Raw genomic sequence first — 14,538 nt, 5'->3', positions numbered from 1 at the left:
TCTAGCCACCGGCATACCTCGCCGTTATGCCACCGTCGGGATGCAGCAGGGAGCCCGTCAGGTAGCGTGCGTCGTCGCTCGCCAGAAAGAGGACGGTGAGCGCAACGTCTTCGGGCTCTCCCAGTCGCCCGATCGGGATTCGTGACTTCCATTCGGTGAACCAGTCTTCGGCGACACCACCACGGAGCCGGGCGGCATCGTCCAGCATCGGCGTCCGAATATACCCGGGGCCGACGGCATTCACCCGCACTCCGTGAGGAGCGGTCTCGAGTGCCAGGGCCTTGGTCAGCATCCACACCGCAGCCTTCGATACCGAGTAGACCCCGGCAGTCGGGATCTTTGCGGCCACCGAGGCCAGCGTCACGATCGAACCGGGTCGTGAGGCATCGATCATCCGCCGGGCACCCTCACGGATGGTGAAGAACACGCCGTTGAGGTTGATGTCGAGAACGAACTGCCACTGTTCCGTATCCAGGTCCACCAGGGAGCCGAGACCGGCATGATCGGGGTGGCCGGCCACTCCCGCGGCAGCCACCACGCAATCGGGAACTCCGAGTTCGCCGGCGGCGGTCTCGAACACGTCACGGACCGCCTTCTCGTCGGCGACGTCGGCCAGGGCGATCAGCGCCCGCCGACCCGTCCGGCGTATGTCCTCGGCCACGGGCAGAGCCTGGGAATAGCGATCGGGGTGCTCGACCACCACGACGTCGGCACCCTCACGGGCCAAGAGCCGGGCGGTGGCGGCCCCGATGCCGGACCCACCTCCGGTGATCAGGGCGATGCGGCCTGTCATCCGATCACTCATGCGGCCTCGATCCTGACCAACGGGTCCCCCACCGTCAGCTCGTCATCGATCGCGGCAAGCAGCTCGACCACTTTCCCCGCCACGGGGGCGGGAAGCTCGCTCGTTGCCTTGTCGGTCTCGAGTTCGGCAAGCACCTGACCCACCTCGACGACGTCGCCGGGAGCGCAACACCACTCGAGGAGTACCGCCCGCTCGGCGAGTTCACCGAGCTTGGGCAGCTTGACGGTCACCATCATGCGTCCACCTCCTTCGGATACACGTAGCGGAACATCGCCGCGGTGTCCGGCTCGGGACTGGCGAATGCGAACTCCACCGCGGCTTCGACCCGCTGCTCGCCGCGGGCCCGGATCTCGTCGATGCCGGCAGCATCCAGCAGACCCTCGGTGACGAGTCGCTCACCCAGGATCGTGATCGGATCACGTGCCAGCCATTCCTCCAACTCGCCTTCGGGCCGGTAGACGGCCCGATCGGTGCGGTTGTGTCCCTGGTAGCGGTACGTCTTTGCCTCCACGAGCGTTGGACCGCCGCCTCGGCGAGCCCGGTCGATCGCCTCTTCGATGGCCGCGGCGACCGCATCGACGTCCTGACCATCCACATGGAGCCAGGGCATCGCATACGACTCGGCCCGCTTGGCGATGATGGTGATCGGCGTGGTCTTGTCATACCGCGAGTACTCGCCGTAATGGTTGTTCTCACACACGAACACCGCCGGCACTTTCCACACCGACGCCAGGTTGAGACCTTCGTGAAACGCCCCGATGTTGGCGGCACCGTCCCCGAACACCGAGATCGCCACGGCGTCGCTCCCCGTCACCTGAATGGCCATGGCGTTCCCGACGGTCACCGGGATGCCGGCGCCCATGAGGGTCACCGTGTACAGCAGGCCGATCGTCGTGTCGGTGAGATGGGCGGACCCACCGGTCCCGCCCACTGCGCCGTCGCTCTTCCCCATTATCTCGGCGATGATCGCCTCGGGTGACATCCCGAGAGCCATTCCCAGCCCATGGGCGCGGTGGGAGCCGACCACCAGGTCCGTCGGACGGGCCGCGGCCGCGATGCCGACGGCGACCGCTTCCTGCCCGTCACACGAGTGGGTGGTGCCCCAGGCGTGTCCCTCCGTCAGCAGGTCTCTGATGCGTTGCTCCACCAGGCGAATCTCGACCATACGCTCGTATCGGGCGACCCGGTCGGACCGCACCGCTTCCCTCCGCTCGAGGGCCGATGAACCATCGAACGTGCTGCTCGGCCCCGTCTTGGCGATGATGGCCATCAGCTCGCCTCCCCTCGCTCGGTTTGCCACCACAAGGGCGGCACCTGGTCGGTGTCGAGGAATCGCTCCACGGCCGGTCCCACCCAGGTCGGCGACGGGAAGTACATCTCGGTCTCGAGCCGCCGGGCGAAAGGAACCGGAACGTCCGGGCTGGTGATGCGGAAGATGGGTGCCCTCATCTCTCCGAACAGCTCGACGCCGACGGTTGCGGCCACGGTGTTGCTCCAGCCGCCGGTGTGGGGGCCTTCTTCCACGATCACGAGCCGGCCCGTCTTGCGCACCGATGTACAAACGAGATCCTCGTCCCACGGCCGGATCGACCGGAGGTCGATCACCTCCAGCGAGGCTGCCGATTCATCGGCCACCCGTGTCCCGACATCGACGGTCGGTCCGAGCGTGACCACGGTGGCGTCGCTCCCGGAGCGAACGACCTCGCCGCGGCCGAGGGGGATGATGGCGTCGTCTCCGGGCTCGAAGTCCTCTCGTTTCCCGTAGAGCATCTTTGGCTCGAGCATCACCACCGGAGCGTCATCGCGGATGGCGGCTCGTAACAACCCGTAGGCGGTCCGGGGGCTCGATACCGCCGCCACCTTCAGTCCCGGCGCCTGCAGGAACCAGGACTCCAGCGTGCGGGAGTGGGTCGCTCCCATGCCCCGACCGGATCCCACCGTGGTTCTGATGACCAGCGGGGCAGTGACCGATCCGTTGGAGAGGTAGTGCATGAACGCGCCCTGGGTGACGATCGGGTCCAGGGCCAGCCCGATGAAGTCGACGAACATGATCTCGGCCACCGGCCGCAGCCCGGCGGCGGCGGCTCCGACGGCCGCTCCGGCGATCGCCAGCTCCGAGATCGGGGTGTTTCGCACCCGCATGGGACCGAACTCGTCGAGCAGTCCCACGCTCGTCTTGAAGACGCCGCCGGCCTCGGCCACGTCTTCCCCGAACACGACCACGGACGGGTCGGCTCGCATCTCGTCGGCCAACGCCCGGGCGATGGCCTGGTTCATCCGCATCTTCATGGTCGGTTCACCTCTCGGCCTCCAGGCTTTCGTAGACGGCATCCACCAGGGCCCGCGACCGTTCGTCCGTGTCGAGCGCCGGAACCATCTGGGTCATCACATATGCGAAGCTCACCCCGGCTCGAGGGTCGGCGAATCCGACCGACCCTCCCATTCCGGGATGACCGAAAGCGTTTGGGTTGGGACCGAACCGCCCGATCGGCTCGGCCTGGAGCATGTATCCCAGGGCGTAGCGCCGGTCCTTCATGAGCACCTCATCGTAGGCTTCCACCCGAACCCGGGTGTGTTCGGTGATCGAGTCTTCGGACACGATCCGAACCCCGTCGAGGGAACCGCCGGCCACGAGCATGGCGTACATGCGGGCAACGCTCCGGGCGTCGGTGACCATGTTGCCGGCGGGTATCTCCGCCTGCAGGAAGAGCGGGCTGTTGGCCACTTCGGCGACGTGATCGAGCCCGCCGCTCGGGCCGACCATGAGGGCGCGCGCGGTAACCGTTTCCGGGCTCAGCACCCGGGCGAGCAGCTCGGCCTCTTCGGGGTCGGAGGGGGGAAGCGGCGCGATGAGATGGCCGACCCGATCAGTGATCTCCGCCGGTATCCCGAGCCAGGTGTCCATTCCGAGCGGCCGGGCGATCTCGGTGGCGAACACGTCTCCGATCGGACGCCCCGTCACCCGTCGCACCACTTCACCGATGAGCCACCCGAAGGTGATGGCGTGATACCCGGGCCGCGATCCCGGCTCCCATTCGGGGGCTGCCGCGGCGAGTCGGGAGACGATCTCTTCACGACGATCCCACCCCTCGGGCGAGTCGTGGGTGACGATCTCCTGGTAGTCGGGGACCGAGGGCAGACCGGCGGTGTGGGTCAGAACATGCTCGAGGGTGATCGTCGACTTGCCGTTGACCCCGAACTCCGGCCAGTAGGCCGCCACAGGCCGATCCACCGCCAGGACGCCGCGATCGCACAGGAGTTGGACCACCAGCGCCACCGCTCCCTTGGATGTGGAGAAGACGGGCACGACGGTGTCCTCGGCCCAACGCTCACCCGGCCGGGCCTCACCACCCCAGAGGTCGACGACCAGCCGGCCATGGCGGTACAGCGCCACCGCTGCGCCTTTCTCGATGCCATCCCTGAGGTGCCGAGCGAACACCTCGGATACCGGCTCGAACCCGGGTGCGACGAAGCCTCCCATTACTGCTCGCTTCCGGTCACTGCCACCTCATCACCTGTCATCGACGATCATAGGGTCTTACAACGATGATTGCACTATAGATAATGAGTATCAGAAATGCTGTGATGGGATCGCCTCCACGGCACACATGTGAGGAATCCCGCGCAGCCCACGGCGTGAGGCGGGCGGGAAGACATGGACCTGCTTCACAGGTGACCCTCCCGGCAACTCCGCACCCCAGGCGGCCACGTCGCTCGATCAACGAGGGTCGAGCCTCCCCCGTTCCGAACGCCGATCATCACCCGGCCCGAGCCGATCGCCGCAGGCAGGACGGCCGCATCGAACGGGTCGACGGCTCCACCGACCTTTCGGGCGCCATGGCATCATGACCGAACGGCAGGATTCCCGCATCGCCCACGTGTCGGAGGTTCACTCGAGCATCGACATCTGCGCGGGCGGTTCCGGAGTGTCGGCATCAACGAGGTCACAGAGCTCCCCCACGGCCCGAATCGGCTCGGCACCACGCTCCTGCAGCGCCGCGTTGCCCGGCCCCTCGCCGCCGCCGCGCCACACCGCCACCCTCCCGTAGCCGGACCGCAGGGCCTCGCTCGCACCCTCCCACGTGCCACCGCGCCCCCTGTCTGCGGCCACGACCACCGTCAGCTTCGCGAGGGCGTAGATCAGCTTGTTGCGGGCCACCGCGGCGCCGGCACCGAACCCTGCACCGGGGTGCTGGTGGGTGATCAGGCAGATCCGGCCGCTGTCGAGCGCACGCAGCGTATCGGGCTTTCGGATCCGGCCCGCCAGGGAGTCCGCGAGGACGCCGACGACCGAACCGCCGGCCTCGAACGCCGCAGCCATCGCCAACCGGTCGACGCCTCTCGCGCCACCCGAGATGACCGTCCGCCCCGCCCGGGCGGCCTCTTCGGCCAGCCTCCCGGCGACGCCGGCGCCGTCCTCGTCCACGTTGCGGGACCCGACGATTCCGACCCCGTCGCGCTCGAGAAGCGTCCGGTCGCCGACCACGAACAGCACCGGTGGAGCCTGGGTGCCCAACTTCGACCTGTACCGGTCCGGATAGGCGGCGTCCTCGATCGTGACCGGTCGGATCCCCTTGCCCGCCAGCGTGTCGATCTCGACAACGACGGCGACGGTGTCCTCGATGAGCACGCGGATCCGTTCGGCGAGCTCCTCGGGGATCGCGGCCTTGCCGATCGCGTCGACGTCGGAGCGAAACAGGTCCCCGGGGCGCAACCCGGCATCCTGTAGGGCCTGCACGAGACGACGCCACAGCGCCGGCGGCAAGGCGGGACGGTCCCGCCGACCGAGCGACGATGCCAAGACCACGGCGGCCTTGGCATCCTCGGTCATCGTCATCAACGTGCCCCCGAAGTGTCCACGAGAGCCACAGGGTAGACCGGGCCGGAACCGGCGTGCAGAAGCCGGGCCCCGACCGCGGTGAAGGTCCAGCGCGTATCGACCGTGTCGTCGAACAGCAGCACCGGATCGGCACGTACCTGTGTCACTTCGAAGGCGTGCAGCACGTTGCGGGCCTGCTGGAAACTGTTGCGCATCGTCTTCTGCAGCGGTGTCTCCACGACCTTTCTCACGGCGGGCACCGCCGGAAGGCCCAGCCTGGCGGCCAGGCGGAGGGCGAAGTCGGCGACCGGGCCCCCACCTCCGAATGCCGGCACCCAGGTGAGCCACGCCGGAGCCGGATCCATATCCCAACCGTCCACCATCGCCGCGAGCGCCTCGACGAGATCGTCGGAGAACCGCCGGTCCTTGTCCTTGTCCGAGCGCGCCATTCGAGCCCAGCCCGGGTCACCCCACACCGACAGGACCCGTCCCTCCTCCAGCGTTTCGCGCAGCCCGTCCGCCCCGTCGATCTTGGGCGGCCACCGCTTGCGGGGCGGAATCGGAAGACCGATACGATCGAGGAACCGGAGCGCCTCGGATCGAAGCTCCGCCGGGATGTCCTCCGGCAGTGGACTGCCCGCGCAGTTCGCGCACCGGCCGCACGGTTCGGCGGATGCATCGTCGAGCCGGCGTCGCAGGAACTGCATGAGACACCGGTCGGTCGACGCGTACTCCACCATGGCTTCCTGCTCGGCGCGCCGCGCCGCCGTCACACCGGCGATGCGCTCGACCGGATACGTCCAGCGAGACGCCGACCGGTACCACCTGCTTGCCTCCTGATAGACGGCGCCTTCGACCTCGAGGATCTTCAGCAGGCCCGCAAGGCGGGTGCGCTGCACGTTGACGACGCTCTCGAGGTTCGTCAGCGTGGCACCGCCCGCCCCACCGAGATGCGTGAGCACCGCATCCACGTCCTCGGCGCCGGGGAAGGCGACACGGATGAAGTAGTCCTGAATGTCCCGGTCCTCCTCGCCGGTGAGCAGCACCCCGTACGCCGTGTCGACGGCGCGCCCGGCCCGTCCGACCTGCTGGTAGTACGCGACCGGTGAGCCCGGCGACTGATAGTGGATGACAAAGCGGATGTTGGGGTTGTCGTATCCCATCCCGAGAGCCGAAGTGGCGACGACCACGTCCAGCGTTCCATGCCGGAGCCGATCCTCGATGGCGAGGCGCGCCTCATCGTCCGAGCGGCTCGTGTACGTGGCCGCCTCGATGCCCCTGCCGACCAGCCAGCGGCCCACACGCTCGGCGTCCCGGATCGTGAGGCAGTAGACGATGCCTGAACCCTCCAGACGCGGGATCGTCGCAGCGAGCCATGCGAGCCGGTCGGCCCGATCGGGAAGGGCGATGATCTGGAGCATGAGGCTCTCGCGGTCGAGCCCTCCACGAATCTCGACCAGGTCCCCTCCAAGCTGCAGCTTCACGTCCTCGACGACACGGTCGTTCGCAGTGGCGGTCGTACCCAGAACCGCAACGTTGTGCGGCAGCGAAGCCACCACCTTCCCCAGCCGCCGGTAGTCGGGACGGAAGTCATGGCCCCAGTCGGAGATGCAGTGGACCTCGTCGACGACGAGCAGCCCGAGGTCGCGAGCCAGCCGGGGAAGGGCTTCGCTACGGAACGTCGGATTGTTCAGCCGTTCCGGTGAGATGAGCAGCAGATCGATCGTGCCGTCGGAGATGGCCGAGTAGACCCGATCCCACTCGTCTCGATTCGACGAGTTCACCGTCTCGCTCCTCAGCTCCAGTGCGTCGGCCATCTCGAGTTGGTTGCGCATCAGAGCCAACAGAGGCGACACGATGACGGTGGGGCCGCTCCCCGATTCGCGCAGCAGCTTCGTCGCTATCAGGTAGACGGCACTCTTCCCCCAGCCGGTTCGCTGCACGACGAGCGTCTTCCTGCGGTCGGCGACGACGGCGCGAATCGCCTCCCACTGGCCGGGGCGAAACGTGGCCCCGTCACCGACAAGGCGGGCGAGCACGGCCAGCGCCCGGTCCCGCAGCTCCTGGATCTCTTCGGTCATGGCGTCAACCTACCCATGGTGAGAGACAGATTCGCGAACGGTCTCTCACCGATCTCCGCCGGCATCGGGATGCAGAAGATCTCTCACACCGATTCTGCCCTCCTGCGCTCGACGGGAGGGCATGGCGGAGGTCCCGTTTCTTCATTCCATCAGAGGTTTCGAGCAGGTTCGGCGCCGGTCATCGGGAGACGCGGGTCCGCCGGAAGTCGCTCCAGGGCGTCGCGGACCCATGCATGCCGGGGGTCGTCACAGAATCGCCATGCGCGTTCCGGAGATGGGCCCGCCATCACGTTGAGGTAGTACATGTGGTGCCGTGGAGCGGCCGCAGCCGGACCGTGAAAACCCCGTGGGACGAGATACACGTCGCCATCGTGCACCTTCAGCGTGTCGTCGATCTCGCCGTCGCCGGTGTAACAGCTGAAGAACCCGAACCCGCTCTCGCCGTCGATACGGAAGTAGTAGATCTCCTCGAGTTCGATCTCCGCCTCGTTCGTCCGGTCGTGCCTGTGCGGTGGATACGACGACCAGCCACCTTCAGGCGTCAGCACTTCCACGGCGATGAGCTTGTCGGCATCGGCTACGTCTGCGCTGAGGAAGTTGTTGATCTGGCGAGTCCCGGCGCCCCCTCCCCTCACCTCGATCCGGACGTCCTGAGCGGCGACTCGATACGGGTCGATGCGCCGGGTGGCCTCGGCGGTACAAAGAGCGACCTCGCACGGCCCGCGCGTGGTCATCCGCAGGTCGGTATCGATCGGCACATAGGCGAAATCGGTGACCGCGGCGAACACACCGGCTCTCCCATCGAGGTGGAAGGAGCGCGACTCCACCTCGACCGTCAACCCACCGGAGAGCGGAAGTATCGCCATCTCGGTGGTCCCGGTGGTCAACTCGTGTGTCGTGTCGGCCGCCAGGCGCAAGACACGCAGGCCCGAGTACCGCCACCCTGCCCGGGTTGCGGTGATCTCCACCGTGTTCGTCTCGCTACCACTGGATTCTGCCGGATAGAAACGTCTGGCCATGTCGTCCTCCTTCAAGTAATCGGACCGCACGTTCGACGGCAGTCGGGACATCGTCACCCTTGGGATCGAGCAGAGCCCCTCCCTCGACAAGGCCACACACGAGCGGGATTCGCAGGGCCTGCCGCCGGCCCTCGCGCGTGACGTCGGGGTCATTCTCCGGCTCGGCACCGAGGACGGCGGGAACGGTCGTTGCCGCCATGACCCGCTCGACGGTGCCGGCTCCACGGCGTGCCGCCATCGTGTCGGCGACCGTACCGCGCTGCCCCGAGGGGACGTGCACCAGACGATCGAAGGTTCCATCACAGATCACGACGCATGCTCCCTTCGGTCGGCGACACGTGCCCCACGGCACGTGTCGATGCGAGATGCGACATCATCCATCAACGCTCGCACCTGTCGTTCGGTCGGCATTGCGTCGGCACAGGCCAGTTGTGTCGCCACGTAGGCGCCCGCCGCGTTGGCGAAATGCAGTATCGAGACGGCGTCCCAGCCAAGCAGCAGTCCGTGACACAGGGCACCGCCGAACGCGTCGCCGGCTCCCAACCCGTTCACGACGTCGATATCGAGGGGGGCGACCCGTTCGGTGCCCTCGGACGACATGATGAGGACTCCGGCGGGACCCATCTTGACGACGGCAAGTTCGAGCCCCAGATCGAGCAGTCGTGCCGCCTGCTCCTCCGGCGTACCGGGTCCGACGGCGACCGCGCATTCTTCCTGATTGCCCACCGCCGCCGAGGCCAGACCCAGGGCGATTCGCTGATACCTCCCGGCATCTTCGAGCGAAGACCAGAAACCCGCTCGATAGTCGAGGTCGTGGACCGTGTGTCGCCTGCGTCCGCGCTCTTCCAGAGCCGCGAACGTGGCAGACCGGCTCGGCTCATCGGACAGCCCGATTCCGGTGGTCCAAAGAATGTCGGCGCGCCGGATCGCATCGAGATCGAGATCCTGGGCCGCAATGTTCATGTCCGGCGCTTTCGGCTCCCGGTAGAAGAGGAGTGGGAAGTGATCAGGCGGGTAGATCTCCGGGAACACGAGCGGGGTGCGGAGCACGGGGTCGGTGCCAACGTACCTGTCGTCCACCCCAAAGCCGCGCAGGGCGACCCGCACATACTCACCGAATCCGTCGTCTCCGACGCGAGTGATCACCGCGCAACGGTGACCGTAGCGTGACGCGGCGACGGCAACGTTCGTCGGGCTCCCGCCGAGGAACTTGTCGAAGGATGTGACCTCCGACAGCGGTAACGCGATCTCCGACGGGTACAGGTCGACACCGACACGGCCGATCGTCAGCAGCTCGAAGGAACTGTCAGTCACCCGGAACGACCCTCGATATCCGGCTCCAACCGGTCCTCTCCCGAACATGGCATCTCCCCCACGAGGCGGTGCGCATCCTCTCGGTGGCACCCGGGGGAGCTCCCGCGTGGAACTCGCAGGCCGCCTGCAAGATCTTCCAAGAATGCGAAACTTCGCGCCGCGGCACGGATCGGGCCCTCACCGGATTCGGGCTCGGCCTCCAGCACCACATCTTGCTCGATAACGTACCAGCCCCCGTAGCCCTGCGCCTCGAGTGTCTCGACCAAACCCCGAATGTCCACACTGCCGTCGCCAAGCGGAAGGAACAGGCCGTCGATCACGGCCTGACGAAACGCCAAGGCGCCGGAGCGAACCTGCCGCGCCAGGTCCTCGTCGAGATCCTTGAGGTGGACGTGAGCCACCCGGCCGGCGGCGGCCTTCGCGACGGCAACGGGATCGGCCCCGGCCAGAGCGAGATGTCCCGTGTCGATGCACAGATCCACCCGAGATCGGTCGAGCACACGCTCGACGTGATCCTGGCCCACGACCGCCATACCCCAGTGCGGGTGGAGCACCGTCCTCAACCCGTGCCCCGAGGCAATCTGGGCGGCGCGATCGAGACTGGTCAGAAGCGTGTCCCATTCGGCCTCGGTCAGGTCTATCTGGCGATCGTAACCAGGATGAAGCGAGTCGGGCGCGAGCACCATGACCGAGGCACCCGTGCCGGCGAGGGTCGCGGCTGCTCGATCTATGTTGGCAAGGCTTTCGGAAACCAACTCGGGCCGATAGAGCACCGCCGGCACGAAGCCGCCTATGAGCGCAAGGCCGAAACGATCCAGCAGCGCCCGCAGCTCGCCTGCGTCTCCGGGGAGGTACCCCTCGGGGCCCAGCTCGGTGGCAGACAGGCCGACCTGCCGCATCTCGGAGAGGACACGTTCCCGGTCCATGAGATGGCCCCAGCCGGGAGACCCGTCCACGCCCCACGTGATCGGCGCACCGCCGACACGGCTCAGCAACGTCATGCCGCCTCCTCCCGGGTCACCAGGATGGCGCAAACACCCGACCGGCACCCCGGATCGTCGGCGTCGACCGCACCGACGCATCCCGTGCCGATGATGCCCACTTTCACCCTGGGCTTCCCTCTCTCCCAAACCGGTTGAATCCATTGGAACGTTCCAACCATCCAACGCTATACTTGCGCCAAGTCGATGTCAAAGCGTTGCCGAGAAGCGCCTCCGGTCTCGCCGGCTGCACGGGACAGCCCCGTTGTTCCAGGCGATGGGAGCACGTATGTACCACCCGAGGTTCCAACAGACCCTGCCATCACACGTCGTTGCGCGCCCATCGCCGGATGGCGAGGATGCCGTCGTGACGCGCCGCGGATGCGCTCGCATGTGCAGTCCTGCAAGTCGCGATCATCGGGTGCCGGCAACCACGTACGCGAGAAGCGGCCACCCGTGTCCGGATCGTTCCAGAAGGCCGGCAGTGCAAGGCTCCCTACGATCGGTACGCAGCTCATGAGCAAGGAGTGACGATGCAGATACGACTCACCACGGGGCAGGCAATCGTGCGCTGGCTGATTGCGCAGCGAACCGAGATCGACGGTGTGGAGGTACCCGTCTTCCCCGGTGTGTTCGGGATCTTCGGCCACGGGAATGTGGTGTCCCTCGCCGAGGCGCTTGCCCGGGTCCAGGATGAGCTGCCGACCTGGCGAGGACACAACGAACAATCCATGGCGCTGGCCGCCGTCGCGTTCGCCAAGGCGAAGCGGCGGCGCCAGATCATGATCGCCACCTCGTCGGTGGGCCCGGGATCGACCAACATGGTGACCGCCGCCGCGGTCGCTCACGCCAACCGGCTGCCGCTCCTGCTGATCAGCGGCGATACGTTCCAACATCGCATCGTGGACCCCGTCCTGCAACAGATCGAGCAGTTCGGCAGCCCCTCGACAACGGTGAGTGACGCGTTTCGGACGGTTACCCGCTTCTGGGACCGTATCACTCGCCCGGAACAGATCATCCAGACCCTGCCCCAGGCACTGGCCATCATGCTCGATCCGGCCGAGTGTGGACCGGCGTACATCGGGTTGCCCCAGGACATTGCCGCCGAGGCGTACGACTTCCCCGTGCAGTTCTTCGACGAGACTCACCACTACATTCGCCGCCCCGGCCCCGATGCCCGCGATATCGAGGCCGCCGCGACGGTGCTCGCCGCGGCGGACAAGCCACTGCTCATCGCCGGAGGAGGCGTCCACTACTCCGGCGCAGTGGATGAGCTCACGGCCTTTGCGGTCACCCGGGGGATCCCGGTGGTAGAGACGGTGGCGGGCAAATCGACACTCGTGTACGACCATCCGAACTTCGCCGGCCCGATCGGAGTCACCGGAAGCACCTCGGCCAATGCGCTCGCCGCCGATGCCGACGTGGTCGTGGCGGTGGGAACCCGCCTCCAAGACTTCACCACGGGATCATGGACGGCGTTCAAGAACCCGCGGATGCATCTGGTGTCGATCAACGTCGGACGATTCGATGCCACCAAGCACCATGCGATATCGGTTGTCGGCGATGCCCGAGCATCGCTCGAAGCGCTCGATGAGGCCCTCGGCGCCTATCGCGCCCCCACCGAGTGGCTACGGCGCGCCGGCGACGAGCGCCGCGACTGGTACGACTACCTCGACGGCTATGTCGCCCGCGACTTCGACGTGCCGACATACGCTCAGGTCATACGGGCGATCAACGACCTGGCCGGCGACACCGATTACCAGGTGGCCGCCGCCGGAGGCCTTCCTGGCGAGATCAACATGGGATGGCGAGCGAAATCGGTCGGTTCCTTCGACGTGGAGTACGGCTACTCGTGCATGGGATACGAGATCGCCGGCGCCTGGGGAGCAAAGATGGCGCTGCCCGAGCGCGAGGTCATCTCCTGGGTCGGCGACGGTTCCTACCTCATGATGAACTCGGATATCCACTCGACCGTCGCGACCGGCCACAAGGTGATCTTCATCGTCTGTGACAACGGCGGCTTCGCAGTCATCAATCGACTTCAGGTGAACACGGGCGGCGAAGAGTTCAACAACCTTCTGCAGCACACGAGAAGGGTCGACGACACCCGCGTCGATTTCGTCAAACATGCCGAATCGCTGGGTGCCATCGCCGAGAAGGTCACGGGAATCGGCGAGCTACGAGCAGCTTTCCGCCGGGCCAAGGCGGCGGACCGAAGCTACGTCATCGTGATCGACACCCACCCGTACGAATGGACCGAGGGCGGCGCCTGGTGGGAGGTGGGTGTTCCAGAGGTGTCCGAACGCGATCAAGTGCTCGTGGCGCGAGCCGAGTGGGACGCCGAGCGCAAGCACCAGAGCGTCGGGATCTGGGGCAGACCGTGAGCGGTGATCCGGAACCGGCCCATTCACCGACAAGATCGTGCCGGTCTTGGAAGTACCCCCCACCGTCGGTCGGTGTGCGGACCAGGCAAGTCTTGGAACGTTCCAATCCGACCCAGCTATCATAATGGCCAAATGAAACGCCCAACAATCCTGGATGTCGCCGACGAAGCCGGCGTGTCGAAGTCACTGGTCTCTCTCGTCATGAGGGGTTCGGGCCGGGTCAGCCCATCGAGTCGGAAAGCAGTGCTGGAGGCGGCAAAGAAACTCGGGTATCTCCCCAATGCGGCAGCGCGCACGATGGTGCGGCAACGCTCCAATGTCATCGGTGCGATGGTTTCGAATCTCCACAACCCGTTCTTCACCGACGTGATCGCCGGCATCGACGTGGCGGTCATGGACGCCGGGTATCGCTCGATCCTGACCACCGGCAACCGCATATCGGAACGGGAGCGTCTTGCGGTCGAAACGCTGCTCGAGCTGCGGGCGGACGGCCTGATCCTGGTTTCACCCGCCCTCCACAGGGAGTACGTCATCGAGGTGTCACACTCGGTTCCAACGGTCGTCGTGGGCAAGGCGACGAGAGCGTCTACGGTCGACAGTGTCACCAACGACGACCGCCGTGGTGCCGAGATGGTCGTGGACCACCTCGTGGAACTCGGACACCGCCGCATCGCACATATCGACGGCGGTTTCGGTGCCGGCGCCCGGCCCCGCCGGACCGGCTACACGCGTGCCATGCGACGGCATGGGCTCGAGAGCGAGATCCGATCGGTGCGCGGCGGCTTCACCGAAGAAGGCGGCAGCACCGGGATGCGAACCCTCCTCGCCGAAGGCACCCGACCGACCGCCGTCTTCGTCGCCAACGACCTTGCAGCGATCGGTGTGCTCGAAGTACTCGACGCCGAGGGGCTGGACGTCCCGGGCGACATCTCGGTCGCCGGCTACGACAACACCGACCTTGCGGCCAGTCACCGAATGGACTTGACGACGGTGGATCAGCCCCGACACGACATGGGGCGCATGGCCGCCGGGCTCATCTTCGAGAAGATAGGGGAAGAACGCACGACCGCCCGCCACGTTGTCCTCTCACCAAAGCTGGTTGTACGAGAGTCGACCGGTCCACCGTCTCTTTGACG

General features: G+C 66.6%; 13 protein-coding genes. 2 read left to right on the top strand and 11 right to left on the bottom strand.

Features of this window, described 5'->3' with window-relative positions:
- Nucleotide 1: 1 nt before the first annotated feature.
- The 11 genes from GXP34_06610 to GXP34_06560 all read right to left on the bottom strand — a co-directional run bounded on the left by GXP34_06610 (nt 2) and on the right by GXP34_06560 (nt 11,039).
- On the bottom strand, nt 2-805 hold the full coding sequence (locus tag GXP34_06610) for an SDR family oxidoreductase (GenBank protein ID NOY55643.1): 804 nt from the start codon (nt 803-805) through the stop codon (nt 2-4).
- Complete coding sequence (locus GXP34_06605; GenBank protein ID NOY55642.1) at nt 802-1,041, bottom strand: hypothetical protein; 240 nt, start codon at nt 1,039-1,041, stop codon at nt 802-804. The genes GXP34_06610 and GXP34_06605 overlap by 4 nt, the downstream gene beginning before the upstream one ends.
- Complete coding sequence (locus GXP34_06600) at nt 1,038-2,075, bottom strand: thiamine pyrophosphate-dependent dehydrogenase E1 component subunit alpha (GenBank protein NOY55641.1); 1,038 nt, start codon at nt 2,073-2,075, stop codon at nt 1,038-1,040. Before GXP34_06600 ends, GXP34_06605 begins: the two co-directional genes overlap by 4 nt.
- Nucleotides 2,075-3,094 (bottom strand): alpha-ketoacid dehydrogenase subunit beta, encoded by a 1,020-nt coding sequence (locus GXP34_06595; GenBank protein NOY55640.1) that lies wholly within the window; start codon nt 3,092-3,094, stop codon nt 2,075-2,077. The genes GXP34_06600 and GXP34_06595 overlap by 1 nt, the downstream gene beginning before the upstream one ends.
- Nucleotides 3,095-3,101: 7 nt before the next feature.
- A complete protein-coding gene (locus GXP34_06590) occupies nt 3,102-4,286 on the bottom strand; it encodes a beta-lactamase family protein (protein NOY55639.1) in 1,185 nt (394 codons plus the stop codon).
- Between the two features lie 408 nt (nt 4,287-4,694).
- Entirely contained in the window at nt 4,695-5,636 is a 942-nt protein-coding gene (locus GXP34_06585; GenBank protein ID NOY55638.1) for a DNA-processing protein DprA, read from the bottom strand.
- A 5-nt stretch (nt 5,637-5,641) separates the two neighbouring features.
- Nucleotides 5,642-7,705 carry an ATP-dependent DNA helicase RecQ gene (locus GXP34_06580; GenBank protein ID NOY55637.1) on the bottom strand — a complete coding sequence of 688 codons (2,064 nt, stop codon included), beginning with the start codon at nt 7,703-7,705 and terminating at the stop codon, nt 5,642-5,644.
- 149 nt (nt 7,706-7,854) lie between these two features.
- Nucleotides 7,855-8,724 carry a 5-deoxy-glucuronate isomerase gene (gene iolB, locus GXP34_06575; protein ID NOY55636.1) on the bottom strand — a complete coding sequence of 290 codons (870 nt, stop codon included), beginning with the start codon at nt 8,722-8,724 and terminating at the stop codon, nt 7,855-7,857.
- Nucleotides 8,687-9,034 (bottom strand): hypothetical protein, encoded by a 348-nt coding sequence (locus tag GXP34_06570; GenBank protein NOY55635.1) that lies wholly within the window; start codon nt 9,032-9,034, stop codon nt 8,687-8,689. The genes iolB and GXP34_06570 overlap by 38 nt, the downstream gene beginning before the upstream one ends.
- The gene (gene iolC, locus GXP34_06565; protein ID NOY55634.1) at nt 9,031-10,086 is read right to left on the bottom strand and encodes a 5-dehydro-2-deoxygluconokinase; all 1,056 of its coding nucleotides are present in this window, start codon (nt 10,084-10,086) and stop codon (nt 9,031-9,033) included. The genes GXP34_06570 and iolC overlap by 4 nt, the downstream gene beginning before the upstream one ends.
- On the bottom strand, nt 10,035-11,039 hold the full coding sequence (locus GXP34_06560; GenBank protein ID NOY55633.1) for a TIM barrel protein: 1,005 nt from the start codon (nt 11,037-11,039) through the stop codon (nt 10,035-10,037). The genes iolC and GXP34_06560 overlap by 52 nt, the downstream gene beginning before the upstream one ends.
- Nucleotides 11,040-11,551: 512 nt before the next feature.
- On the opposite strand from GXP34_06560, the gene iolD reads away from it, so the two are divergent.
- A complete protein-coding gene (gene iolD / locus GXP34_06555) occupies nt 11,552-13,402 on the top strand; it encodes a 3D-(3,5/4)-trihydroxycyclohexane-1,2-dione acylhydrolase (decyclizing) (GenBank protein ID NOY55632.1) in 1,851 nt (616 codons plus the stop codon).
- Between the two features lie 132 nt (nt 13,403-13,534).
- Nucleotides 13,535-14,536, top strand: a complete 1,002-nt coding sequence (locus tag GXP34_06550; protein NOY55631.1) for a LacI family transcriptional regulator — start codon at nt 13,535-13,537, stop codon at nt 14,534-14,536.
- The last annotated feature ends 2 nt before the right edge of the window (nt 14,537-14,538 follow it).

The sequence above is a fragment of the Actinomycetota bacterium genome, assembly GCA_013152275.1.
GTDB lineage: Bacteria > Actinomycetota > Acidimicrobiia > Spongiisociales > UBA4744 > BMS3Bbin01.
This window is presented reverse-complemented; position numbering and strand designations above follow the sequence as displayed.